Origin of the sequence: Actinoplanes sp. CA-030573 (assembly GCF_050951115.1) — a bacterium.
Classification (GTDB): domain Bacteria; phylum Actinomycetota; class Actinomycetes; order Mycobacteriales; family Micromonosporaceae; genus Actinoplanes.
In genome coordinates, this window is record NZ_CP192038.1 from 3,654,947 (window position 1) to 3,678,242 (window position 23,296).

Annotated in this window: 20 protein-coding genes; 11 read left to right on the forward strand and 9 right to left on the reverse strand. The window is 71.7% G+C overall.

Annotation, left to right across the window (positions count from 1 at the left end; genetic code table 11):
- Positions 1 to 12: 12 nt before the first annotated feature.
- Together ACQP2F_RS17045 and ACQP2F_RS17050 are read right to left on the reverse strand one after the other, a co-directional pair.
- Entirely contained in the window at positions 13 to 654 is a 642-nt protein-coding gene (locus ACQP2F_RS17045; protein WP_433305059.1) for a response regulator, read from the reverse strand.
- Entirely contained in the window at positions 651 to 1,781 is a 1,131-nt protein-coding gene (locus ACQP2F_RS17050) for a sensor histidine kinase (RefSeq protein ID WP_433305061.1), read from the reverse strand. Before ACQP2F_RS17050 ends, ACQP2F_RS17045 begins: the two co-directional genes overlap by 4 nt.
- A gap of 125 nt (positions 1,782 to 1,906) precedes the next feature.
- On the opposite strand from ACQP2F_RS17050, the gene ACQP2F_RS17055 reads away from it, so the two are divergent.
- From ACQP2F_RS17055 to ACQP2F_RS17065, 3 genes are read left to right on the forward strand one after another with little or no spacing between them, the layout of a single operon-like run.
- Positions 1,907 to 2,629 (forward strand): ABC transporter ATP-binding protein, encoded by a 723-nt coding sequence (locus ACQP2F_RS17055; protein WP_433305063.1) that lies wholly within the window; start codon positions 1,907 to 1,909, stop codon positions 2,627 to 2,629.
- Entirely contained in the window at positions 2,626 to 3,468 is an 843-nt protein-coding gene (locus ACQP2F_RS17060; RefSeq protein WP_433305065.1) for a hypothetical protein, read from the forward strand. The genes ACQP2F_RS17055 and ACQP2F_RS17060 overlap by 4 nt, the downstream gene beginning before the upstream one ends.
- Positions 3,469 to 3,518: 50 nt before the next feature.
- Positions 3,519 to 6,269, forward strand: coding sequence for a BTAD domain-containing putative transcriptional regulator (locus ACQP2F_RS17065; protein WP_433305067.1), 2,751 nt, complete (start codon positions 3,519 to 3,521; stop codon positions 6,267 to 6,269).
- 106 nt (positions 6,270 to 6,375) lie between these two features.
- Here the strand turns inward: ACQP2F_RS17065 and ACQP2F_RS17070 are convergent, their stop codons facing one another.
- On the reverse strand, positions 6,376 to 7,035 hold the full coding sequence (locus tag ACQP2F_RS17070) for a C39 family peptidase (protein ID WP_433305068.1): 660 nt from the start codon (positions 7,033 to 7,035) through the stop codon (positions 6,376 to 6,378).
- A gap of 310 nt (positions 7,036 to 7,345) precedes the next feature.
- Here ACQP2F_RS17070 and ACQP2F_RS17075 point away from each other — a divergent pair, with 310 nt between their 5' ends.
- Together ACQP2F_RS17075 and ACQP2F_RS17080 are read left to right on the forward strand one after the other, a co-directional pair.
- A complete protein-coding gene (locus ACQP2F_RS17075; protein WP_433305070.1) occupies positions 7,346 to 7,657 on the forward strand; it encodes a CU044_2847 family protein in 312 nt (103 codons plus the stop codon).
- Positions 7,654 to 12,627 carry a trypsin-like peptidase domain-containing protein gene (locus ACQP2F_RS17080; protein ID WP_433305072.1) on the forward strand — a complete coding sequence of 1,658 codons (4,974 nt, stop codon included), beginning with the start codon at positions 7,654 to 7,656 and terminating at the stop codon, positions 12,625 to 12,627. The genes ACQP2F_RS17075 and ACQP2F_RS17080 overlap by 4 nt, the downstream gene beginning before the upstream one ends.
- A 22-nt stretch (positions 12,628 to 12,649) precedes the next feature.
- Here the strand turns inward: ACQP2F_RS17080 and ACQP2F_RS17085 are convergent, their stop codons facing one another.
- The gene (locus ACQP2F_RS17085; RefSeq protein ID WP_433307544.1) at positions 12,650 to 13,021 is read right to left on the reverse strand and encodes a YiaA/YiaB family inner membrane protein; all 372 of its coding nucleotides are present in this window, start codon (positions 13,019 to 13,021) and stop codon (positions 12,650 to 12,652) included.
- 382 nt (positions 13,022 to 13,403) lie between these two features.
- Here ACQP2F_RS17085 and ACQP2F_RS17090 point away from each other — a divergent pair, with 382 nt between their 5' ends.
- The 4 genes from ACQP2F_RS17090 (at position 13,404) to ACQP2F_RS17105 (ending at position 16,239) form a co-directional block, all read left to right on the forward strand.
- Positions 13,404 to 14,177 (forward strand): SDR family NAD(P)-dependent oxidoreductase, encoded by a 774-nt coding sequence (locus ACQP2F_RS17090; RefSeq protein ID WP_433305074.1) that lies wholly within the window; start codon positions 13,404 to 13,406, stop codon positions 14,175 to 14,177.
- Positions 14,178 to 14,230: 53 nt separating this feature from the next.
- Positions 14,231 to 14,875 (forward strand): NAD(P)-dependent oxidoreductase, encoded by a 645-nt coding sequence (locus tag ACQP2F_RS17095; protein ID WP_433305076.1) that lies wholly within the window; start codon positions 14,231 to 14,233, stop codon positions 14,873 to 14,875.
- Between the two features lie 38 nt (positions 14,876 to 14,913).
- Positions 14,914 to 15,729, forward strand: a complete 816-nt coding sequence (locus ACQP2F_RS17100) for an NAD(P)H-binding protein (RefSeq protein WP_433305078.1) — start codon at positions 14,914 to 14,916, stop codon at positions 15,727 to 15,729.
- Between the two features lie 90 nt (positions 15,730 to 15,819).
- Positions 15,820 to 16,239: a hypothetical protein gene (locus ACQP2F_RS17105; RefSeq protein WP_433305080.1), complete on the forward strand. Its 420-nt coding sequence runs from the start codon at positions 15,820 to 15,822 to the stop codon at positions 16,237 to 16,239.
- 55 nt (positions 16,240 to 16,294) lie between these two features.
- Here ACQP2F_RS17105 and ACQP2F_RS17110 read toward each other — a convergent pair whose 3' ends face one another.
- Complete coding sequence (locus tag ACQP2F_RS17110; protein WP_433305082.1) at positions 16,295 to 17,194, reverse strand: LysR family transcriptional regulator; 900 nt, start codon at positions 17,192 to 17,194, stop codon at positions 16,295 to 16,297.
- An 85-nt stretch (positions 17,195 to 17,279) separates the two neighbouring features.
- Here ACQP2F_RS17110 and ACQP2F_RS17115 point away from each other — a divergent pair, with 85 nt between their 5' ends.
- Positions 17,280 to 18,161, forward strand: coding sequence for an NAD-dependent epimerase/dehydratase family protein (locus ACQP2F_RS17115; RefSeq protein WP_433305084.1), 882 nt, complete (start codon positions 17,280 to 17,282; stop codon positions 18,159 to 18,161).
- 61 nt (positions 18,162 to 18,222) lie between these two features.
- Here the strand turns inward: ACQP2F_RS17115 and ACQP2F_RS17120 are convergent, their stop codons facing one another.
- The 3 genes from ACQP2F_RS17120 to ACQP2F_RS17130 all read right to left on the reverse strand — a co-directional run bounded on the left by ACQP2F_RS17120 (position 18,223) and on the right by ACQP2F_RS17130 (position 20,846).
- Positions 18,223 to 19,713, reverse strand: coding sequence for an alkaline phosphatase PhoX (locus tag ACQP2F_RS17120; RefSeq protein ID WP_433305086.1), 1,491 nt, complete (start codon positions 19,711 to 19,713; stop codon positions 18,223 to 18,225).
- Positions 19,714 to 19,841: 128 nt separating this feature from the next.
- Positions 19,842 to 20,294, reverse strand: a complete 453-nt coding sequence (locus tag ACQP2F_RS17125; RefSeq protein ID WP_433305088.1) for a DUF4760 domain-containing protein — start codon at positions 20,292 to 20,294, stop codon at positions 19,842 to 19,844.
- A 111-nt stretch (positions 20,295 to 20,405) separates the two neighbouring features.
- The gene (locus tag ACQP2F_RS17130) at positions 20,406 to 20,846 is read right to left on the reverse strand and encodes a hypothetical protein (protein WP_433305090.1); all 441 of its coding nucleotides are present in this window, start codon (positions 20,844 to 20,846) and stop codon (positions 20,406 to 20,408) included.
- 354 nt (positions 20,847 to 21,200) lie between these two features.
- On the opposite strand from ACQP2F_RS17130, the gene ACQP2F_RS17135 reads away from it, so the two are divergent.
- Positions 21,201 to 21,623: a nitroreductase/quinone reductase family protein gene (locus ACQP2F_RS17135; protein WP_433305092.1), complete on the forward strand. Its 423-nt coding sequence runs from the start codon at positions 21,201 to 21,203 to the stop codon at positions 21,621 to 21,623.
- A gap of 4 nt (positions 21,624 to 21,627) precedes the next feature.
- Here the strand turns inward: ACQP2F_RS17135 and ACQP2F_RS17140 are convergent, their stop codons facing one another.
- Positions 21,628 to 23,196 carry a protein kinase domain-containing protein gene (locus tag ACQP2F_RS17140; RefSeq protein WP_433305094.1) on the reverse strand — a complete coding sequence of 523 codons (1,569 nt, stop codon included), beginning with the start codon at positions 23,194 to 23,196 and terminating at the stop codon, positions 21,628 to 21,630.
- Between the last annotated feature and the right edge of the window lie 100 nt (positions 23,197 to 23,296).

Genomic DNA, 23,296 nt, shown 5'->3' on the forward strand with positions numbered 1-23,296 from the left:
CACCGCGACCGGCTACCCGGCCAGCCCGGCGCGATGGGCCAGGATCACCAGCTGGACCCGGTCGCGGGCGGCGAGCTTGTGCAGCAGGCGGGCCACGTGGGTCTTGGCGGTGCCGGCCGTGATGTGCAGGCGGGCGCCGATCTCGGCGTTGGTCAGCCCATCGGCGACCAGGGCCAGGACCTGCCGTTCCCGGTCGGTCAGCGGGGCCAGCGAGGGTAGCGCGGGCGGCGGGGTGCGCTCGGCGAAGGTGGCGATGACCCGCCGGGTGACCCGGGGCGCCAGCAACGCGTCGCCGGCCGCCACGATCCGGATGGCGGCGTGCAGGTCGGCCGGCGGAGCGTCCTTGAGCAGGAAGCCACTGGCGCCGGCGCCCAGCGCCGCATAGACGTACTCGTCGAGGTCGAAGGTGGTGAGAATCAGCACGCGGGCGGCGGCCTCGGCGGTTATCCGCCGGGTCGCTTCGATGCCGTCCAGATCAGGCATGCGTACGTCCATGAGCACCACGTCCGGGTCGAGGCGGTGCACGACCTCGACGGCCTCACGACCGGTGCCCGCCTCGCCCACCACGCTCAGGTCCTCGGCCACGTCGACGATGCCGCAGAGCCCCGCGCGCACCAGCGCCTGATCGTCGGCGACGACCACCCGTACGGTCATGAAGGTTGTCCCGCGGTGAGCGGGAGATGAGCGCCGACCCGGAAGCCACGTCCGGGCAGTGGCCCCGCCTGCAGGGTGCCGCCGTAGAGGGCGACTCGCTCGCGCATGCCGGCGATGCCGTGCCCGGGTCCCTCCGGCAGCCCGCCGCGACCGTGGTCGGTGACCTCCAGGACCACGGCGTCCGGACGGTGTTCGACGCTCACCCGCGCCGCGTCGGTCTTCGCGTGCTTGACGACGTTGGTGAGCGCCTCCTGCACGATGCGATAGACCGAGAGCTGCACGCCCGGCGGCAGCCGATCCGGCTCGGCCGCCACGGTGAGATCGACGTGCACGCCCGCCGCCCTGGTCTGCTCGGCGAGACGCGCCAGGTCGGTCAGCCCCGGAGCCGGCGTCGTCGCGACCGGTCCGGCGTTGCGCAGGACGCCCAGGATCCGGCGCAGCTCGGCCAGCGACTCCCGGCCGGTGGTCTCGATGATCGCGAGCGCTTCGCCGGCCCGGGCCGGCTGCTCGTCCACCACCAGCCGCCCGAACGCGGCCTGCACGGTGATCAGGCTCATGCTGTGCGCGACCACGTCGTGCAGCTCCCGGGCGATGCGGACGCGTTCGTCGGCGACCTGCCGCTCGGCCCGGTCGCGCTGGTGGCGCAGCAGCTCGTCGTTGTAGCGGCGGTGCTGGTGGACGGCGGCGCCGACCGCCCACGCGGCGGCCAGCAGCAGGCCGAACGGCAACACCGCACCGGTGTGCCGTGACGGCAGGACCGTGGCGACCGGCCCGGTGAGGCCGGCCGCCAGGGCGACGGCCGCCGGCCGGGCCGGGTACCGCTCGGCCACCCGGTACAGCGCGTAGGCCAGCGGCGCGGCGGCGAGCCAGCCGAACCGGGGCGACAACGGTGCCAGCCAGAAGACGGCCAGCGCCGCGCCGGCCGCGACCAGTGGTAGCCGCCGGGCCACCACCAGCGCCGCGCACACCACGGCCACCCCGGCCGCGGCGAGCACCTGCCGGTCGATGCGGGCGGCCAGCACCCCGTAAGCGAGCACGCCGTAGACGGCGGCCGCGGCGAGGTCCAGCGCCAGCCAGTGCACCGGGCGCAGCCGGTGCCGCAGCGGCGGTCGCGGCGCGGAGTCCATGCCCGGAAGCCTACGGTGGACGGTTGCCCGCCCGCGTCTGCCGAACGGCATACATCGCCCGGCCGACCGGATCGCTGCCCGTGGGCGGACGACACGGCAGGGCCGGCGCCGTCATCGTCGTCGGCATGATTGAAGTGCGAGAGCTGACCAAACGTTTCGGCCGGAGCGCCGCCGTCGACGCGGTGTCGTTCACCGTCGAACCGAGCCGGGTCACCGGCTTCCTCGGCCCCAACGGGGCCGGCAAGTCCACCACCATCCGCATGATCCTGGGACTGACCACGCCGACCTCCGGAACGGCGGCGATCGGCGGGCGCACGTACCGGTCGCTGCCCCGGCCCCTGCGCGAGGTCGGTGCCCTCGTCGACGCGTCGGGCATCCACGGCGGGCGTAGCGCGTACCGGCATCTGTGCTGGCTCGCGGCCAGCAACGGCCTGCCGCGCCGTACGATCGACGCCGCCCTGCACCGCACCGGCCTCACCTCGGTGGCCGGCCGGCGGGTGCGCACCTTCTCGATCGGGATGCGCCAGCGTCTGGGCATCGCCGCCGCGCTGCTCGGCGACCCCGGCGTCCTGATCCTCGACGAGCCGGTCAACGGTCTGGATCCGCAGGGCGTGCACTGGATCCGCACGCTGCTGCGGGAGCTCGCCGCCGAGGGCCGTACCGTGCTGATCTCCAGCCACTTGATCAGCGAGATCGCGCTCACCGCCGACCACCTGCTGGTCATCGGTGCCGGCCGGGTCCTGGCCGACACCGGCGTTGCGGAGCTCGCCGCCGGCCACGCCGACCTCGAGTCCGCGTACTTCGCGCTGACCGACGGTTCCGTCCACTACCGCGGTGGCGTCCGATGAGCGCGCTCCGCGGCTCCGTGGACGCTTCCGGCGGCGCCGTGCACGCTTCCGGCGGCGCCGTGCACGCTTTCCGCGGCGCCGTGCATGCCGAATGGATCAAGCTGTGGTCGGTGCGGTCGACCTGGCTGGCGCTGGCCGCGGCGGTCGCCCTCGGGGCCGGTCTGGGCCTGGCCGACACGATGAGCACGACGCGGTCGTGGGACACGCTCACCGCGGCCGACCGGGCGGCGTTCGACCCGGTCGGCAGCGGCTTCGCCGGGCTCACCTTCGCCCAGCTCGCGTTCGGGGTCCTGGGCGTGCTCGCCGCGACCGGCGACTACGCCACCGGCACCATCATCCCGGCGCTGACCGCGACGCCTCGCCGCGGGCGGCTCTACCTGGCCAAGGCCGCGGTGGTGGCGGTCACCACCCTCGTCCTGGGTCAGGTGCTCGCCTTCGGCCTGTTCCTGCTCGGCCAAGCCGTGCTGAGGAGCGAGCACCTGAACGCCGGCCTCGGCGATCCCGGCGTGCTGCGGGCGGTCACCGGAGCCGGCCTCTACCTGACGGCGATCGCCCTCGTCGGCCTCGGACTCGGCGCGCTCGCCCGGCATCCCGCCGGCGGCGTCTCGGCCCTCATCGCGGTGGTCTTCCTCGCGTACGGGGCGGCGCGTGCCGTCGAGGGATGGTCCTACCTGCCGGCGCGGCTGCTGCTGTCCAACGCCGGGGATGTCGTCGCCCAGGTGCACGCCGTCGCGGCCAAGCCCCGCCTACCGTCCATGCTCCTGGCCTACGCCGACCTGGCCGGATATGCGCTCATCGCCCTGGCCCTCGGCGGGTGGCGGGCCCACCGCGACGCATAACCCCGATCCGTCGGCGCCGGACTGTTGCCGGGCCCGCCTACCGTCAAGCGATGCGCTTCCATGTGCTGGGGGCGATCGAGGCGCGGCACGAGGGGGCCGAGGTCGCCCTGGGTCCGCCCAAACAGCGACTGCTGCTCGCCGTTCTCATCTGCCATCGCGGCGAGGCGCTGACCGCTGACCGGTTGGTGGACATCCTGTGGCCGGCCCGGCCTCCCGCCTCGGCGCGGGAGAACCTGCGCGGTTACGTGCACGGGCTGCGCGCGGCGCTCGGCCCGGACCTGCTGACCCGGCGTGGCGGGTCGTACGCGTTGACCGCGGCCGGCGAGCAGATCGATGCCGGGGAGTTCGCCGCGACGGTCGCCCGCGCGGACCCGGCCGATCCGGCCGCCGCCCGCGAGATGCTGGCGTCGGCCTTGTCGCTGTGGCGCGGACCCGCGTATCAGGAGTTCGGCGACGTGCCCGTCCTGGCCGCGGAGGCCGCCCGGCTGGACGATCTGCGGCTGCTCGCGACCGAGCTCCGGATCGAGGCCGACCTGGCGGTCGGACGGGCGGCCGAGGTCGTGCGGGAACTGGGCGACTTGGTCGGCCGGTACCCGTACCGGGAGCGGTTCTGCGCCTTGCTCCTGCTGGCGCTCTACCGGTCCGGCCGGCAGGCCGAGGCGCTGGCGCTGTACCGGCGTACCCGTCAGCGGCTCGTCGATGAGCTCGGGGTGGAGCCGCAGCCGGAGCTGCGCGACCTGCACCGGGCCATCCTCGGCGGCGATCGGCGGCTGCTGGCGCCGCCGGCGGCAGCCGCCCGCCCGGCCCGCCCGGTGCCCGCCCAGTTGCCCGCGGACGTGGAAGGCTTCGCCGGGCGGGGCCGCGAGCTCGCCGCGCTCACCGCGGCGGCGACCGGTCCGGGCCGGACGGTGGTGGTGTCCGCGATCGGCGGCACCGGCGGGATCGGCAAGACCTGGCTGGCGCTGCACTGGGCACACCGCCACCGCGACCGGTTCCCGGACGGCCAGCTGTTCGTCAATCTGCGCGGCTTCGACCCGTCCGGTCAGCAGGTCTCCACGGAGACGGCGGTGCGCGGCTTCCTGGACGCGCTCGGCGTGCCGCCGGATGCGGTGCCGGCGGACCTGCCGGCTCAGGTCGGCCTGTACCGGAGCCTGGTTGCCGATCGGCGCATGCTGGTGCTTCTGGACAACGCCCGCGACACCGGGCAGGTCGTCGATCTGCTGCCCGGTACGCCGGCGTGCGTGACCGTGGTGACCAGCCGGGACCAGCTCGTCGGGCTGGTCGCCGGCCACGGCGCACGACCGCTGCCGGTCGACGTGCTGGCCCCCGGCGAGGCCCACGACCTTCTTCGCCGCCGGGTAGCGGCCGGACGATTGGCCGCGGAGCCGAACGCCGTGCGACGGCTGGTCGGCTACTGCTCGGGCCTGCCGCTGGCGCTGGGGGTCATTGCGGCCCGCGCCGCCTTACGTCCCCATGAGCCGTTGACGGTCATCGCCGACGAGCTGGGCCGGGCCGGCGACCGGCTGAGCGCTCTGGACGAGGACGGGTCGTACGGGAGTCTGCGTGCGGTGCTGTCCTGGTCGTACACCGCTCTGCCCCCCACCGCGGCCCGCATGTTCGCCCTGCTGGGGCTGGTGCCCGGGCCGGATGTCGGCACCGCCGCGGCCGCCGCGCTGGCCGGCCTGCCGGTGGCGCGGGCCGAACGCCTGCTCCGGACGCTGCTTCGGCAGTCGATGGTGGGCGAGCCGGCTCCCGGCCGCTGGCGCATGCACGACCTGGTCCGGCTCTACGCGGCCGAATGCGCCGCGGCCGGCCTGCCGGCCGAGGAACGCCGGCAGGCGGCACGCCGACTGGTGGACCACTACCTGGCGCACACGCACGCGGCGGAGCTGGAGCTCAACGCGAGACGCCGGTGCATCGGCCTGGACGCCGCGCCGGTCGCCGCATTCCCCGACCTGGACTCGGCGATGACCTGGCTGACCACCGAGCACGCGTCGATCCTCGCCGTCCAGCGTCTCGCTGCCGAGACCGGCTGGGACCGCGCCACCTGGCAGCTGGCGTGGTCGCTGAGCTCCTTCCATCGGCGCACCGGCCGGGCTCACGACGAGATCGTCAGCTGGCAGCTCGGCCGATCCGCGGCCGCCGCCGACGGCGACCTCGCCGCGATGGGGGACGCCGAGCGTGGGCTGGGCGGAGCGTACGGGATGGTGGGGAATCTCGACCTTGCCATCGGCCACCTGGAACGCGCACTGGCGCTGGGAGTGCGCTCCGGTGACCGGGACGACCAGGCCCGTAGCCACCGCACCCTCGCCCTGGCTTACCTGCACGGCGGTGACGTGCGGCGGGGACTCGATCATGCACATCGCGCTCTCCGGATCTACCAGAAGTGGGGCGCCGGCCGGCGAACCCTGGCCGACGCCCTCAACACCGCCGGCTACCTGGCCGCCAAGGCCGGCGAGATCCCGACGGCGCGCACCCACCTGACCGAGGCGTTGAGCCTGTGCCGCCGGGTGGGTTCGCGCGACACCGAGCTGGCCACGCTCGACAGCCTCGGCTACGTCGAGTTCCTCGCGGGCCGTCCGGCCGACGCCCTCCGCCACTACCGGCGGGCGCTCCCGACCAGCGAGGAGACCGGCCACCACTTCCTGCGAGCCGAGCTGTGGGAGCACATCGGCGACGCCCACGCCGCCCTCGGCGAGCCCGGGCAGGCGCAGAAGGCGTGGAGACGAGCGATGGACCTGTACGTGGATCAGGGCCGGCACCGCGACGCCGAGAGCCTGCGGGCGAAGGTGCGGGGCTGATTCCCGCCATGCGCCCCGCGACCGGCCCGGTCGCGGGGCATCACCGCCGACGCATGCGGCCGTGCAGGCTCAGGCTCGCCGATGCGGTCTCGAAAGACATCGGTCCTCAGAAGTAGTTCGGAGCGATGACCCAACGGCCCGGATAGGCAACCCGCTCCCAGTCGTTCTTGCCGAGATGGTGCGAACCGCCGAGGCTGCCCGCCGCCGGATCCCACACCATGTAGCCCTGCGCCTGGTCGCTGTAGCCGTAGATGACCAGGTAGTGAGCAACGCCGGTGCCCGCGTTCGGGTACCAGATCTTGTGGGCGTACACAGCGACGATGAAGACCTCGTCGAAGTCGGAGACCCAGCCGCGTACGGAATTCCAGAGATTGTCGTTCGTGATGCCGGAATAGGCGCTGTACGGGTCGAGCGTCTGACCGTAGTACGCGTTGATCTTCTCGTTGATGGCGTTGTCCATGCTTGTCGGCAGCGCAAAACGATACTTGTCGATGCCAACCCGGCTCGCCACCCAGGACTGGGCCACACCCGGGACGGCCCAGTTGGTCAGCACGGTCGTGGCGCTCGCCGGGCCGCACCAGTTCCACTCCTGCTGGACCTGCCCGCTCAGCGGTGTCGAGCAGCGGAAGGTGGCGCTGCAGGCGACCGCCACCCGCGGACTGACGGCATTCTGGGCGATCGATTGGCGAACCGCCGCCACCGCCGGCCGGGCCGGGCCGGCCGGCGACGGCGGCGCGGCTTGCACGGGAGCGGCGAGCGCGAGCACGGAAAGGAGGAACAACGCCACGGCAACCGCGGCGCGGCCGGACCGATGTCTCATGGCTGGTACTCCGTTTCTCCGGTGACCGATTTCCCCGGCCTGCGGGCGGGTTCATCACGCTAGGAGCCACGGGTATATGCGCCGTACATTCGCCGGTGTCACTGCTCATCGGGTGGCGCGGCATCCGTGGTGCCGATAGGCCAACTCGACGGTGCGTCGACGGAGTCACCCGCCTCATGCCGGATTGGCGACAGCCGACCGCGATGAGATGACTACTGTAGAGCGTCTGTCTGGTCGAGCCGGAAGGATGTCGTGCATGTCGGATATTTCCATCCCGGACAATGTTCTCGTCAAGGTCGTCGAGACCGGCGAGGGGCGCGAGATCTCGATACGCGACAACGTCGCCGAGAGATTGCGAGACCGGGTCGCGGATCTTCGCGGCGCGGTCCTGGCGGGTGCTCAGGCGTTGAATGCGGACCTCGACCAGCTCCCGGAGCAGCCACAATGGCAGGCGAACAAGCTGGAGGCGAAGTTCGGAATCACCCTTACCGCTGATGCGGGTGTGGTGCTCTCCCGGGCCGGCGCCGAGGCGACCTTCGAGGTGACGATCTCCTTCAGCCGTAAATGACCGATAGTCGCATCTTCTTCCGCGGCTCCGCGGTAGGCAGCGGCTTTCTCCTGGACGGCCGGACGGTCGTGACCGCGGCTCACGTGGTCCGCGAGAAGGACGTCGCCGACCTCGTCGTGATGGCAGCCGACGGCCAGGCCGGCGTCTCCCGGAAACAAGTGGCGCCGGAGGTCGACGCTGCCGTTCTCACGCTGGCGAGGCCGCTGCATGCGGAGGCAGTCCGGCTTACCTTCTCGGTCAAGCCACGCGCGTCCTGGCAAGTGACCGGGGGCGCGCACCCCAACGCCGCCTATCTCAGTGGTGAGGTCACCGCGTCGAGCCGCAAGCTGATCAACGAGCAGCGCCATTCGATGCCCGTCCTGCAGCTCAAGGTCGATCAGGATCTCGGCCGCTTTCATGGTTACTCGGGAAGCGCGGTGACCGTCGACGGCGGAGCCATCGTGGGGATGCTGTCCGAACAGGTCCTGGAGGATTCCAAGGTCGGCGCCGAACGGGTGACGCGGGCCACCAACGTGCTGTACGCGGTTCCGGTCGAGTCCATCGTCGAGCGGTTCGGTCTGTCGGTACCCGGGGGACCGGTCGGCGGCGACTGGCGCGACGCGCTTCGTCTCCTCTGCGACGAACTGGCCGAGGATCCCGATCTGCCGGCCGAGTTGAGCTCCTCGGCACACATCGCGGTGCAGATGTACGGGATCTTGGCCGAGGCCCTGGCCGCCGTAGGGGCCGAGGATCCGGGCCGGTTGGCCGAGCACGTCCGGCGGTTGTGGCGGCGAACCGCCGAGCAGGAACCCCTCTACCGGCTGGCGATCAACACACCGCTCACCGTCGCCGCGTTGCACTCGCAGCTCGACCGGCTCGCGCAGGTTCATGCGATCGTCGCCACCCAGCCGGCGCACCGGAGGCGCCCGCGGTACCGCATCGCCGCGCCGACGTGCACGCTGGACGATGTCGGGAATGCCATCGAGCAATGGCGAGCGGCGCGCCTCGCCGTGGCGGGCGAGGAACGGGACAGTCGGGACATTCTCCTGCGTGACATGCTGGCGCGCCTCGAGGCTCCGGTTCTGTACGGCGACCCGTCCGGCGAGCTGATCGCCCAACTGCACGATGCCGGCTGCCACGACCCGACGCGAACCGCCGCGACCCTCGTACGTGCGGTGTTCGACGCGGGCCCGGCGTCGGAGGAACTGGAATCGTTGCTCGAGCGGTCAATATCACGCGGAACACCCGGTCAGGTCACCCTGCTGACCGCCGCGCACCGGCAGCGCCGCAACGCGCTCCGGCACGACGGCGATGGCGGTTACCTGGTCAACCGCCAGCCACAGCTTTATCACCTGGAAAATGGCTTCCTCGCGGCCACCGATGAGCTCGACGACGTCGAGCGGGAGTACTGGTCGTGGTACGAGAAAGAGGTCGCTCCCCGCGCTGAGGCGGGCGAACGCTCGGTGCCGATGTTCTGGATCATCGGTCCGTCCGGCGCCGGCAAGAGCGTCCTGCTGCTCCAGTTGCTGGGGCGGCTCAACGCCCGGTCCGGCGTGTCGGCCCTGTTGCCGAACGACGGCGCCCGGCTGAGCCAGGTGAGCGGCTGGGCCGCCGGGCTGAGCCGGGTACGGCATACCGTCGTGGGCGTCGACGATCCGCTGTCCTGGACCGAGGACGACGAGCGCCCCGCCTGGCCCGACGTCTTCGGCGCTCTCGGCCGGCTCCGGCAGACCGCCCCGATCTTCGAGTTCCCGGTCTTCGTGTGTTGTGCGCCTACCGAACACCTCGCCGAGTTCCAGGACAAGTACGGCTCCGATGGGCTCCTGATCGGCAGCCATGTGCTCGACCCGTACCGCCCGGAGTTCACCCGCCAGCTGCGGGCCTGGTTCGAGCAGCGTACGGGCGCGCCGCCGCCGCCGATCCCGCAGCGTGGCATACCCATGCCGGCCCAACTCTTCCTGGAGTGGCTCAGCGGCGAGACCATCGAGGAATATGCGCAACGTTTTCGCCGGCGCATCGAGGCGCAGGGGCTGCCCGAGTTGCCGGAGTTCTTCACACGGCTACTGGCGGTGAACCGGCTGTACGTCGGTTACCCCGAGGAGGCCGCACCGCCGGACGACAAGGCGAAGGCCGCGATCGACACCCTTCGTACCGACATGCACGTAGAGCTTTCGAGTCGAGGAGGCCGCCCGGGTTACTGGTTCACCCACCCGCACGTGGCCAACCTCATGTATGAGGTGTGGGTACCGTCGGCGGAGCACGGCGAGCACGTCGCCCACCTGCGAGACGCCCTCGGTGATGCGATCAAGGCCGTGCCGCGCGGTTGGGCGGCCGTCCCTCTGCTGCGGCGGATGGCCGCCAATTTGTCCGCGCGCTCCGACCGCTCCGCTCCAGCGGACGACCGGTCACATCTGCCGGCGGCGCTCCGCGAGGCGAGTGACCAGCTCGGTGTGGGTATGGCCGATCTGGCCGCACCGGTCCTCGCCGAGTGGATCAGGGCCGAGCGCTGGTCACGCCGGCCGGAACACAGTGCCTGCGAGTACGCCATCGGACGCCTCGACGGACCGCCGGAGAAGGGCACGGAGGACTTGGTCCGGGCACTCATCGAGCTGGACAACCCCGGCGTAGATCGAGAGCTGTGGGAATTCGTGCACCGGCAGCCGGACTGGCCGGGGTGGCTGGGCGTGGCCGGCCCCCTGGTGAGCCGCGCCCGCCGACCGCGCGACGCGGAGGGACTCGCACCGGTCATCGAGGCCTTCCTGGCATCCGATTCCGCGGCCGTCACGCTGCTCGCCGCGGCGTTGGAGAAGGCGCCCGACAACGGGGCGTTGGTCCGGTTGGCGCATCGGGCGGTCGCCGGAGAACTGCCTGCTGCGGCGTCATTGGCGCCGGTGGTCACGGCCCTGCACGTACGGGATTGCCGGCGGCCGCCCGGCCGGAGCCCGCTCGCGATACCGGTACACCGGACCCTTGTCCGCGACTGGCTGAGCGCGAACCCGGACGCCGAGCTACGGACGGTCTACCAGAAGATTCTGGAGGCGCCGGCAATCCCGCCGATGTTGCGGCCGGTCATGGACACCTGGGCGGAGAGCTTCCCCGGGGAGCGCCTCACCGGGACCATCCTGGCCCGCCGGCTCGATTGGCAATCGCTCGCCGGCGAGCGGCAACGGCAGATGCTGAGCCAGCACCTGCGCTTGTGCGCCGACATCGATCCGCTCCTGCTCGACGGCCTCGTCGCCATGCTGGCAAGCGACAACCCGGGCTGGTCGAGCCTCTTCATGGCATTGCCGCCCGCGCTCGTTCGAGATCCCAGGTTCGACCGAGCCGCTCGATCCTGGCTGCGCCGGCCACAATCCTCCGGGGCCTGGCACAGCGCTTATGAGCACATATGCGGTGCCGCCGTGCCCCCGGACGAGGAGTTGCGCCAGCTCGCCGAACGTCACCTCCGGGCCTGTCAGGAGGAGTTCGCCTGCGTCACCGTGCGCTACTGGATGACGGAGATCAGCTCGGCGGCGTCGCGACAGGTGGCCGGCCGCGAGTCGTTCCAGTGGCTCTTGGCGCATCCCGAGTGGGGCCACGGCTGGGCGGTCCTGGCCGATCAGGTTCTGCGGGTGGCGCCCCACGCCGAGCCCGTGGTCGAGGCGATGCTGCGCTGGGTGCGGCACCATCCCGACGAACCGCCGGCCGCCACCGTCCTGGTGGCATGCCTCGGTACCGACGTCGACGCCGAAGTGCGAGGCCGCCTGCTCCGCTTCGTCGACGACTGGCTGTCCGGGGTGCGCGAGGGCTGGACGCGCACCTACCTGGTCGCCCGCCGGTGGCTCGACCCCGCGCGCGGCGTCGCCCTGGCGATGCCGCGGCTGCTCGGCGATGTCGACGACCGCGCCTGGATCCAGCTGCTCTCCGCCAATGTGCACGACCTCGATGGCGCGCAGCTCGGTGAGGTGCTGCGTCACTGGTTCACTACTTCGGCGGGCGGCCGTTTCGCGAGGCTGGTCTGGTCGGTCGCCGCGGAGCACCCCGCCACGGCCGAGCTGCTCCGCGAAAAGGACCTGCGGGCCGCCGCGACGCACTGGTTGGCCGGCAACCAGCACGTGGGCGCATGGCGTGACATCGGCGCCGCCTTCATCACGGCGGATCCCCGGGACGGCGAGCTGCTCGAGGTCTTCTTGGCGGTCGACCCCGCCGTACCCCGGATCTACAAGTTCGCGGAGGACCTGGCCGAGTGGCTGAGTACCCGACCGGACGACGCCGAGGCGATGTGCGAGGTGCTGAGCACCATGGAGCGTACGGAGGCATGGCGAATCGTCTGGCGCCGGGTGGTGTCCGTCGTCGCCGGCGACCGTGCCTGGCACACGTCACTCAACGTGCTGACCGAGGAGCCGGCTCAGGATTTCGCGCCGCTCTGGACGCGGCTGTGGGACACCTACGTGACTGATGAGCACCGATCCCGGCTGGTGGCGATTGCCCGCGACCGGCTCGCTGCCGGCACCGTCAAGGAGGAGACGTGGCGTAACGTCCGCCAACGGCTGTCGGCCCTCGAGGAGCCGACCGCTGCGGCCGTCGTGGCGCCCGTGCTGCCGGTGCACGAGCCCGACGGCGCCGAACAAGGTGTCGCACAGCGGCACCGTATTCGCTGTCCGAATTGCCGGAAGTCGGGCGAACGCCTCGTTGCCCGCGGCGTCCGCGAGGGTGTGTTCCTCTGCCCCGAGTGCGACCACGACCTGACCGTGGATTTCGAGGTGTCCGAGGTTACCGGCGTCCGGCCGATGGCACGCCGTGCCGGCCGCCTGGTGTCGGTGACCGCAAAGGCGGCAAAAGCGCGGGTCGAGTGCGACCGATGCGGGCGTACGTGGATCGCCAATGTCCCCGGGCGCACCGGCGAGCGTCTCGCCGTAGATCGTGAATGTGGATACGTCTACGTGGTCACAGAGGCGGAGATAGTCGACTTCGTGGAGTTCGAACGGCTGCGCCGAACCCCAGCGGACTGACGTCGTGCCGGTCCCCGGGTGCTCAGCGGCCGTCCGGGTATGGGTGGAGGGCGGTCGGCGGGGTTACTGCCGGCCCGGCGGAGTCGCGGACGTTCTTCTGGACGGCGACAACGGCGTACAGGCTCATCGCGAAGGCAAGGCCGTAGAAGCCGCGCTCGCTCAGCGCCAGGCCGCTGTTCCACAGGCCGATTGTCATCATCAGGACCGACAGGCCGACCACTATGCCGGCGACGCCCAGGTACAGGCTTGTCACGGGAACGCCTTCAGCCCGGTCGCGGACCGACTTCTGCAGGGAAAGAGCACCGAACAGACCGAGCAGAAGAGTCGCGGCGTAGAAGCCGACCTCGCTCTTGGTCATGTGTGAGTTCCACAGACCCACGGAGAACGACACCATGCCGAGGCCGAGGGCGACCCAGGACGCGCCAACGAAGGCCGCGGTCGGCTTCTGCGGGACGGATGACGGCGGGTACGACACGAGCGCTCTCCGGGGGTAGATCTCAGGTGCGGATCTCCATGGTCTTCGGCTTCGCCAATGAATACCTGAGTGCCTTTACTCATCTAGCTCAGGCGGTTTGCTTGTACGAGTGTGCACAAACCCCCTGACGCCCGAGGAGGCGGTCGCCATCGCCGCCGTGCTGTGAGGCGCCGAGCGACATCGTTCACCACGCCGCCGAGCCGCCATACCGGCCTCCGACAGCTCTGGCTGCCGGTGTGTTTCCGGTCTCAAGGCGTGTGCCGGTCGGGCGGCGGCTGCCCGACTCCGGCATCGTGGCGTCATGGCGACGATTCTGGTGACCGGCTCCAGCGACGGCATCGGGCGGCACACCGCCGCTACTCTGGTCGACGGCGGCCACCGGGTGGTGCTGCACGCCCGTGACGACCGGCGGGCCGGCGACGCGCGGGCGGCCGTGCCCGGAGCGGCCGCGGTCGTCGTGGGCGACCTGGCTTCGCTGGCGCAGACCCGTGACCTCGCGCGGCAGGCCGCTGACCTGGCGCCGTTCGACGTGGTCGTCCACAATGCCGGGGTCGGTGGCGGGCAGGACGCCCCGGTGCTCACCGAGGATGGTCTGGAGCGCATCTTCCAGGTCAACACGCTGGCGCCGTACCTGCTGACCGCGCTGCTGCCGGCACCCGCGCGCCTGATCTACCTGACTTCCGGGCTGGAGGCGGGCGGGCGGGCTCGGCTCGATGATCTGCAGTGGCGCGGCCGGGCGTGGGACGGCATGCAGGCCTACAGCGACTCCAAGTTGTACGACGTGATGCTCGCCTTCGCCGTGGCCCGGCGTTGGCCCGGCACGTTCAGCAACGCGGTGGACCCGGGCTGGATCCGTACCCGGATGGGTGGTCCGGGCGCGACCGACGACCTGCCGGAAGGATCGGAGACTCAGGTCTGGCTCGCCACGTCCGCGGCGCCCGAAGCGACCGTGACGGGCCGGTACTTCAAGCGTCGTCGCCAGCTGCGGGCGAACCCGCAGGCGTACGACGAGTCGCTGCAGGAGGACCTGCTGGGCATCTGCGCCGACCTGACCGGTGTCAAGCTGCCCGCCTGACGACCCCGGGTCGGCGTTACCACGGAATCGGAACAACAGCGAAAGGGCAGCTCATGACCCACATCGTCGTCCTCGGCGGCACCGGCTACGCCGGATCGGCCATCGTCGCGGAGGCCGCCGGCCGCGGCCACCGGGTCACCTCGTTCAGCCGCTCACTCCCGGCCGAGCCGGTACCGGGCGTGACCTACCTGCAGGGCGACGCCACCGACGAGGCGGCGCTGGCCTCGGCCATCTCCGGGGCCGACGTCGTTGTGGCCGCGCTGGCGCCGCGCGGTGAGCTCGCCGGTCGTTTCCGCGACGTCTACCGCACGGTCGCCCGGCTCACCGACGCCGCCGGAGCCCGGCTGTACGTCGTCGGCGGCTTCTCGTCGCTGCGCCCGGCCCCGGGCGCCCCGCGCTTCGTGGAGGACCTCAGCCAAGCCCCGGCTGAGTTCCACGACGAGATCCGGGCGGGGGCGGCGCTCATCCTCGAGGACCTGCCGGCCACCCCGGAGACGCTCGACTGGGTGTTCGTGAGCCCGGCCGGCGGGTTCGGCTCGTACGCGCCCGGCGAGCGCCGCGGCGAGTACCGGCTCGGTGACGAGATCGCCGTGCAGCCCGACGGCGGCACGATCTCCGGGGCCGACTACGCGATCGGCTTCGTCGATCTGATCGAGAAGGGCGACCGCCACCGGGCCCACGTCAACCTGGCCTACTGACACGGATCGGTTCCGTGAGAGCGGCCTATCGTGGGGCGATGCGCATCATCGTGCTGGGGGCCACGGGCAACGTCGGCGGCGAGGTGACGGCCCAGGCGGCCGCGCTCGGGCACGACGTCCGCGCGGTGGCCCGCCACCGTCCCGCCGACCTGCCGGCCGGAGCCACCTTCGTGCGCGGCGACCTGAACGACGCCTCGTCGTACGCGGATGCCCTGACCGGTGCGGACGCCCTGTTCACCCTGCCCGGGTACGGCGGACTCGCGGACACGCTGGCATCCGTACCCAAGGTCGTGCTGTTGTCGTCGTCCGCCGCCCCGAGCGGCCGCAAGGACAACGCGGTGGCCAAGTACATGATCGACTCGGAGGAGACGGTCCGCGGCAGCGGCGTCGCCTGGACCTTCCTGCGGCCCAACGCCTTCATGTCGAACGCGCTGCGCTGGCTGCCTCAGCTCCGCGAGGGCGACGTGATCCGCGAGGCGTTCGGCGACGTCCCGCTGTCCGTGGTCCACCCCGCCGACCTGGCCGCGGTCGCCGTCGCCGCGCTGACCGAGGACCGGCACGACGGCCAGGCGTACCGGCTCAGCGGTCCCGAGACGTTGTCCACCGGGGAACGGGTCCGGATGCTCGGCGACGCGATCGGCCGCCCACTCACCTTCGAGGCGCTGCCCGACGACGTGGCGCGGGCGGAAATGCTCAAAGACACCCCTCAGCCGTACGTGGACGCGTTCTTCCAGTTCTACCGGGAGGGCCTGATCGACGAGACCACCGTGCAGCCCACCTTCGAGCAAGTGATGGGCCGCCCACCGCGCACGTTCGCGGACTGGCTCGCGGGCAACGCGGACCGGTTCCGCTGACATCTTCCCTCGCCCCCTGGCTCATCGAAGCGCCGCTGTTTGAGTATCCGAGCCCATGTGCCGGTTTCGGAGCGGCGATAGCTTCCCGGTATGACAACGCAAGAGGTGGGTCTTCCCCGCTCGCCGGTGTGGGTTCAGATCGCGGGCGGGCTGACTGTCGCGGCCTTGTCGGCCGGGTCATGGTGGGCGTGGATGGGCTGGGACCACGTGTACCGGATCGACCCGCGGACAGATGCTGTGAGCGGCCCGTACGAGGCGTGGCAGGTGGTCGGTTGCGCGGTCACATTGCTCGTCGTGCTCGTCGCCGCACTGCTGCTGGGGGTTCGGTGGTTCGTCGCCTCGCCGGTGATGACGGTGGCCTTCACCGCCGCCTGGACCTCCACCGCGGCCGCGGCCGACGACACTGGCATGTACGGCGTGGGCGCGATCGCGCTCCTCTTCGGCCTGACGGCGGGGACGACCGTCGTCTCGATAATCGTTCTGGCGCTGCGTCGGCTGAGTGCCAGGTAAGCCACGGCCGAACCGCGCGGAAGGCTGGAGGTGGACAGCGAGGCCGCCGGACAGGCTAGTAGCGGTCCCGGCGCACGACATGCGCGTCGACCAGGTCGAGGAAGGCGCGTACGGGCGGACTCGGCGTGGGCCCGATGAGGCTGGCCGTGGCTAGGGTCCACGACGCGGCGGGTGGGTCGAGATCCACCGGGGAGACGCGATGGCCGTCCTCGGCGGCCAGCGGCGGTACCAGGGCCAGGCCGATGCCGGCCTCGACGTAGCCGGGGATGGTCGTGATGTCGCTGACCTCGACGGCTATGGTGCGGACGATGCCGGCCCGGCGGAAGTCGTTGTCGGTGCGGATGCGGTTGCAGAAGCCGGGCGGCAGGTCGATGAACGGCTCGTCGGCCAACGCGGCCGGGCTGACCGCGGTCCGCCCGGCCAGCGGATGGCCGGCCGGGACGAGCAGACGCGGCTGGAACTCGGCGATGGGCTCCAGGTGCAGGTCGGGCACGCTCGCGGCCTGAACGGCCACGAACGCGACGTCGAGCTCGCGGGCGCGCAGGGCGGCCAGCAGGCCGTCGGTGCCCCCGGCGGCCATGCTCAGGCTCAGCCGCACGCCGGGGTGGCGGCCGCGGAAGTCGCTCACCAGCCCCGGCAGGTCGACGGCGGTGAGGCCCGAGAGGGTGCCGACGCGCAGGCTGCCGGTCAGGCCCTCGCGCAGCCCGGCGACCACGGCGCGCGCCTGGTCGAGGGCGTCGAGCGCCCGGCGCGCCTCGGGTAGCAGCGCCGTGCCGGCTTCGGTGAGCGCGACCTTGCTGGTGCTGCGCTCGAACAGGGGCGCGCCCAGGTGCCGCTCGAGCGCCCGGATGCTGGCCGAGACCGTGGACTGCACGGCGTGGGTGCGCTGGGCGGCGCGGGTGAAGCTGAGCTCCTCGGCCACGGCTACGAAGTACTGCAGTTGGCGCTGCTCCACTCGTCGATGTTAAACGCCCGGGGCGATAAGGCATATGGGAACTATTCGTTGGTGGCGAATGGCCGTCCGCGGCAGTCTCGTCTCCATGAACATCTTCCTGACTGGCGGCACCGGCCACATCGGCTCGGCGGTGCTGCCTGCCCTGATCTCCGCGGGCCACTCGGTCACGGCGCTGGTGCGCACGGCGGAGAAAGCGGCCACCGTACGCGCGGCCGGCGCCGAGGCCGTCGTCGGCGACATGCAAGACCTTGACCTGGTACGCCGGGTGGCCGCCGGGGCCGGAGCCGTGGTCGCCACCGCCTCACCGGGCGACGCGACGAGCAGCTCGGTCGAGACCGCGTTCACCGAGGCGGCCCTCGACGGCCTGCCGCCGGGCGCCACGTTCCTGCGTACCGGCGGCGTCTGGGTGCACGGCTCGGCGCCGGACCTCACCGAGGAGACCCCGCGGAACGCGCCCGCCCTGGTCAGGTGGCGCGACGAGCTCGACTCGCGCGTCCTGACCGCCGCCGGGATCCGGTCGATCATCATCGAGCCGGGCACCGTCTACGGCCACGGCGCCGGCATCCCGGCCCTGGTGTTCGCGGGGGAGCGGGTCGGCGATCCGGCGGCGCTGCGCCTGGTCGGCCCCGGCACCCAGCACTGGACCACCGTGCACGTCGAGGATCTGGCCGACCTCTACGTGGCGGCGCTCGAGCGGGCCGAGAGCGGCTCGGTCTATCTCGGGGTGAGCGGCGACAACCCCACGGTCCGCGAGCTGGGCGAGGCCGCGTCTCGCCGGCTGGGTCTCGGCGGCCGCGTGGTGGCCGAGGACGCCGCCGCGCTGGTCGAGCGGCTCGGCGGCTTCGGCGAGGCCTTGCTGCTCGATCAGCAGGCCACCGGCGAGAAGGCGCGCCGCGAGCTGAGCTGGAAGCCCACCCGCCGGTCGCTGGTCGAGGAGTTCATCGCCGGGGCCTACGACCCGTCCTGACGGCTACGACGGAAGCGACAGGCTCCGGCGGTCTCCCCGCCGGAGCCTGCCGACGGGCGGATCAGCCCAGGTACCTCTTCCACGGGCCGGTGATGGCCAGGGTGACGCCGGGGACCTGGATGTTGACGAACAGGACCTCGCCGTCCGGGGAGAACGTGGGCCCGGTGAACTCGGAGTACGTCGCGGCGCCGTTCGAGGTGCCGTTGGAGATCTGGTTGCGGGCGATCGCGTACGTCGGACCGCCCGGCACCGAGCTCAGCACGTGCGACGCCTTGACACCGTCCTCGGCCAGCACCAGCGTGCCCCAGGGGGTGACCGTGACGTTGTCGGGACCGTCGAAGGTCAGGTCCGCGTACTTCGGGAAGGCGCCCTCGGACTCGGCCGCCGGGTTGTGCGGGAAGTACGTGACCAGGGTGATCGTCTGGTCCTCGTAGTCGTAGAACCAGACCATGCCGTCGTGCTTGGTGGCGTCGGCGGGCAGGTCGTTGGCCCCGAAGGCGAAGCTGTTGACGATGTACGCGCCCTTGCCGTTGCTCCAGACGCCCTCGAACTTCTTGCCGCGGGTGACGGTGCCGTCCGCGAACTGCGTGCGGATCGTCTTGGTGGTGGCGTCCCGTTCCGGCACCTCGATCCAGGTGACCTTGAACGGGCGGCCGATCTGGGCCGAGGTCAGGTACGCGACGTCGGGCAGGATGCTGCCGTCGTCCAGCCGGATCTGCATCGCCTCGAGCGTGCCCGCGGTGTCGCTCAGCTGGTGGGCCACGCCGGCGCGCAACCGTACCCCCTCCGGCGCGGTCCACCGGTAGAACAGCCCGTTCGGGCCACTCGCGTCCTCCGACATGTACACGTGCCGGCGGCTCGGGTCGACCGCGAGCGCCTCATGGTCGAACCGGCCGAACGCCTTGATCGGTTCCGGAAGCTGGTGCTTCGAGTCGCCCGGCAACACCTCGAACACATAGCCGTGGTTCTTCTCGTACGTGCCGGTCTGCCCGCCCGCGGACCAGGTGGCACCGGCGTTGATGAAGGTCTCCTCGCAGGTGAGCCAGCTGCCCCACGGCGTCACGCCGCCGGCGCAGTTGCGCACGGTGCCCGAGATGCCGACCCACTCCGCCTGCGGGCGGCCCTGGCCGTCGGTGACGATCACGGTGCAGCCACCGGCGTTCTGCGCGCCCGGGTCGTACACGGTGCCCGGGATGTGCGGCACACCGTACGGCGACTGGTGCGGGTTCAGCTCGTGGTTCTGGATGACCGTCAGGCGGTTGCGGCCGGCGGCAACGACGCCGGTGCCATCGTGGTACGCCGGGGTCTTGCCCTGTCCGTAGGTTAGGTCGGTCTGGCCTTCGCGCGTCACGATCCGGTACGAGAAGCCCGCGGGCAGCGCCAGGATGCCGTTCGGGTCGTCCTCGAGGGGCGGGAACGGACGGCCGCCCGGCGAATGCTTCGGCCCGTGCGCCGCCGCCGGCTCGGCGAGGCTCGGCAGCACGCCGGCGACGGACAGCCCGACGCCCGCGGCGGCACCGCCGGTGAGAATCTGACGACGAGAAATGGTCATGCCGGCACTCTCCTGTGATCGGTTCCCGGGAAGCTCCGGACAGCCTCCGAGTCACGGGCGAAGCGCCGGTGAACGCTCAGCGAACGGAGCGTGGGGAAAGCACTACGTGCGCTGCAAGAACCTTCCGCTCAGCCGCTCGCGTGGTGCTTCCGATGCCACCTGACGGCCTGGTCGCTGAGATACTCGAAGTACGGGTACGCCGGCAGACCGGAGCGTTCCTTGCGACGGGCAACGAACGGCTCGGCGGCGTTCCAGGCCCGGCGCGCGGGGTCTCCCCACATGGTCATGACATCCTCTTCGATGAGGTAACCGCGCCGCAGGTAAAGGCCCAATGTGTCGTAGGCGCCCAGGGCCCGGCTGATGTTGGCTCTTTGGTCGGCCGGCAGGCTCTCGATGCTGTTGTCGTCGCGGAAAGTGCCCATCAGCAGAAGCTGACGGCCTCGATATTGATCCTCGCTGATCATCAGCTCATGGATCTTCAGGAAGAGGTCTCTCTTGTACCGGATCCGCCCTTCGCGGAACGCAAAGACGCTGAACCCCAGGGCGATGCTGGATATGACGATGGGTGCGATGCGTAGCATGGAACGCTCCTCGTCTCGGCGATCGCAGCCTAGTGGTCCACGCGGTCGGGACGTCATCGCGAGCACGAACGGGGCCGCGCGACGACGCGCGGCCCCGTGTGAGCAGGTCGGTCAGGCGGCAGGGCGGATCGGGAAGGCGACCGCGCGGCCGTCGGAGAACCCGCCGTCGTTGTTCCAGCCGCCGCGGTGACCGTTCCAGCCGCCGTGGTGACCGTTCCAGCCCCCGTGGTGACCGTTCCAGTCCCCGTCGCCGTCCCATCCGTAGTCGACGGTCAGCGCCCACGCGCCACGGTGGAAGCCCCAGCGCACCCGGGTGCAGTCGTAGTCGTCCCAGCGGTCGCGGAACTCGCCGATCCGGCCGACCCGCTCGCAGGTGCGGAGACTGCGGTAGTAGCCGACCGTGTCGCTGTCGTCGTTCCAGTGCGCCTGGGTCTGCGCTCCCGGCGTGTGCCCGCCGGTCGCGGTGGCGGCCTGCGCGGGGCCGGCGCCTACGGCGATGCCGGCGACCAGGCCGATGCCGGTGATGGCGGCGGCGCGAATGATCTTCTTCATCTGTTCCTCGCGGATGTTCTGTCGAAAATGGCGGCGACCCGTTCGGGCCGCCGGACATCACTGACACGCATAGCGATGTCTTGGTCACTATGAGTACTCGCCGACATCGCGGATCGGCGGCGCGCGGGGACAAAAGGATCTTCTGGACGAACGGACCCGGGGCGCATTGTCCGTTCGGCCGATAAAGCCTCCGGAAATAGAGCCGAATTCGCTTTTCGGCATATCGGCATTTGTGCGCCGCGGCGGGACGTCGGCGCGTTGTCGCGATTCTTGCCGGCGGTTTTCCCGGAGCCGGTCGGGAAGGCGAATCCGCGCAATCTCCCGGGCCCGCCGGCGCACGGCTAGCGTGGGTCCATGGCGTCCTTCAACGACGAGATCATCGAGCGGTACCGGGCCACCGACGGCGACGTCGGCGGGCACTGGGCGGGCAAGACGCTGGTCCTGCTCCACCACGTCGGGCGGCGGTCCGGCAAGCGGTACGTCACCCCGCTCGTCGCCGCACCCGACGGCGACGCGTACATCGTCTGCGGCAGCCTCGGCGGCGGCGACCAGGACCCGCAGTGGGTGGCCAACCTCGAGCAGTCCACCGGGCCGGCCACGATCGAGCTCGGGCGGGCGCAGTTCGAGGCGGAGTACCAGGTCGTCCGCCCGGACGACGCACGCTGGCCGGAGCTCTACGGCATCTGGCGCGACTACTGGCCCGACGCCCGGGAGTACGAGAAGAAGACCGACCGTAAGTTCCCGGTGGTCCGGCTCCTGGTCCCGCCGTCGGCCTGAGAGATCAGCGTGCCGACGCGAACAGATCCATCATTTGCCGCTGATCACGCAGGCCGCCTGCCCAGTCCCGGTCGGCGGTCGTCCAGCGCAGCAGGTAGGAGCGGCTGCCGGAGACCGCGGCCAGCACCCGGCGTACCCGCAGCGTGGTGTCCGAGTCGGGCCGGTAGGTGTACTCCCAATCGGCGGCGCCCTGCTTGAACAGCAGGACGCCCATGCTGATCCGCCGGTAACCGGGGAGAGCCCCGGCCGACAGCTCGGCCTTCTCCCGGCTCTGCCAGTAGGCGAGGGGCTGCCGGGTGACCACGGCGATCATGTTCACGGTGAAGGCGCGCCGGCCGGCCGGGTCGCCGAAGCAAACCTCATTGCCGATCGTCGCGCGACGCCACCCGCCCGGTACGGCGAGCGAGAAGCCGGTGGGATCGCGGAACCAGATCCAGCCCTTCGGCAGTCCGGCCGGCACACCGGTGGTCGCGGCGGCGACCGGCTGGGCGGCGACGCCGTAGCCGCACATGCCGGCCGGGTGGTCCGCGGCCGGCGAGGCCGGCCGCGACGCGACCGGCGTGGCGGCAGCCGACGGCGGCTGCTCGGTCCGGTGGGCGGCGGTCGCGTACGCGACCGCGCCGCCGGCCATGACCAGCCCGGCGGCGATTCCGGACACCAGGAGCTTGCGGCCGGCGCGGCGGCGCGGCCGGGACGGCGGCACGGGGCGAACGGACGCTCGCCCGCGCCACGGGCCGTCGGCGGGCGGGCGTGGCGCCGGGATGCTGGGCGCCTTCCGCCCTTCGGCGATCGCCCGTAGTGCCGACTCGGTCTCGGCCGCGTCCGGTCGCTGCCGCGGATCCTTGGCGAGCAGGCCGAGGATGATGCCGGCCAGCGATCCGGCGCGCTGCGGCGGATCGGGCGGGTCGGCGAGCAGGGCGCGCAGGGAGGCGTCGGTGTCGGCCCGGGCGAACGGCGGGCGGCCCTCGACGGCGGCGTACAGGGTGGCGCCGAGGGAGAACAGGTCGGCCGCGGGCCCGGAGCCGTCCGGGCCGAGCCGCTCCGGCGCGAGGTAGTTCGGTGTGCCGAGCCGCGGGTCGGGGCCGCCGTCCTTCTCGCCGATCGTGGCCAGGCCGAAGTCGCTCAGCACGACCCGGCCGTCCACGCCGAGCAGCACGTTGTGCGGCTTGACGTCGCGGTGCAGCACCCCGGCCGAGTGCGCGGCTCGCAGGGCGGACAGCACCCGGGCGCCGATCCGGGCGACCTCGCGGGGCGCGAGCGGCCCGTCGGCGCGGACGACCTCGTAGAGCGACCGTGAGTTGATGTACTCCATCACGATCCACGAGCGGTCGTGTTGCCAGACCACGTCGAAGACCCGTACCACGCCGGGGTGGTCGAGGCGCGCCGTGGCCCGGGCCTCGCGCATCGTCTGGGTGGCCAGCAGGGCGGTGGACGGCACGGTGATCTCCTTGACCGCCACTTCCCGCTGCAGCAGCTCGTCCCGGGCCCGCCACACCTGGCCCATCCCGCCCGAACCGATCATCTCCAGCAGCCGGTACCGCCCCGCCAGCACGCCGTCGACCGTGACCATCATCGCCTCACCGGAGCCCCTCCGAGCAGGGATTCGGAGCCATGGGCCGCGCGGATAGGTTCGAGTTCGCGGCCCCGCCGTCCCGGCCGCGATGACGCCCCGC